Raw genomic sequence first — 1212 nt, forward strand, 5'->3', positions numbered from 1 at the left:
GCAATTAATCCAGCCATTAAATTAACCATAAATGAGATGCAGCTTCGGTGCCTTGTATGGTCTATTTGAGCTATGTTTTTTAGCTGGTCGAAAACAGTCTCAATGATAAAGCGCTTTGATAACATCGCTCTATCCCAAGATGATATTGGCTGTCGTGTCATATTGCTTCGTTGACCTGTAATAAAATCTATGCCTTGCTCGGCAAGTTCCGCTTTTAGGTTTGCAGATACGTAGCCTTTATCAGCGTATAAACTACCTGTAACATTGTCGACCATATCTGGTACAGGTTTTCTATCATCAACATTCCCAGCGGTCACTTTTACGGCTAATAAACCACCTTCGTCATTCATGATGAGGTGAAGTTTAAAGCCATAAAACCATCCCATTGTACCTTTGCCTCGTTTGGCTTCGCCTGCGAAAACTTGGTGGCGAGGAATACGCATGTTGTGACAAACCTTGAGTGAAGTGGAATCGATAAATGCGATACCTGTTGGCTTATCAAAGCGTTGCTTTAAGTAGCTACACAGAGCGGGTAACGTAGCCTGAAGTAACTTCAACATACGTGTATAACTGACTAAATCAGGAAAATAATGTCGCCAATACTGGCAAACAAATTTGGTGTAGTAGGTTTTAAAGTCGCGATAACCCGATTGGTGAAAAGCAATCAATATAGTCATAACTTCGCTAGAGGTTAGGCGAGATGGCTTAATGCGTTGCTTTTCACCTGATTCTATTAGGTGTTTAAGCCATTGAGGTTCAAACAATAAACAAAAATCATCGACATCTACGTAAATTGCATCTAAGTTATTCATGCCCTTGCCTTGGTAATCTTACGTTTCTTGGTCGAAAGCTCTGATCACCGCAAGGGCATTTAGTTCAATTTCTTATGCGCAGCTCAGGTTAAAGAACTAAAAAAACGGCAAGAAGGCTTACCAAAACAGATTGTTGCTATCGCATGGAAAGCGCAATTAAGGCTCTGTTAACGTTATAAAAAGCTCATTAATAAGGGCAAGCATTACAACCTTGTTGTGACCGCCATTGCCCGAGAAATAATTGCTTATATCTGGGCTATTGCAAAACAACTTGTACTCTTACCGGTAAATCCTAAATTAATACCAATTTCATTAAATTTCTGATCTAATATAGGCTGTTTCCATAACCTTTATAAACAGCCTTGAATTTAGAAAAATCAAAAAACTCCTCGCGCTCTCA

General features: G+C 39.4%; 1 protein-coding gene and 1 pseudogene. One reads left to right on the top strand and one right to left on the bottom strand.

The window, feature by feature from the left end; genetic code table 11:
- Nucleotides 1–812, bottom strand: an 812-nt coding sequence (locus N482_RS07270) for an IS982 family transposase (RefSeq protein WP_063376406.1), incomplete at its 3' end; no start/stop codon positions are given.
- Nucleotides 813–905: 93 nt separating this feature from the next.
- Between N482_RS07270 and N482_RS25560 the strand changes: the two are divergent.
- Nucleotides 906–1136, top strand: a pseudogene (locus N482_RS25560) (IS110 family transposase); the annotation flags it as partial.
- Nucleotides 1137–1212: the final 76 nt, after the last annotated feature.

It is taken from the genome of Pseudoalteromonas luteoviolacea NCIMB 1942 (assembly GCF_001625595.1).
Classification (GTDB): Bacteria; Pseudomonadota; Gammaproteobacteria; order Enterobacterales; family Alteromonadaceae; genus Pseudoalteromonas; species Pseudoalteromonas luteoviolacea_A.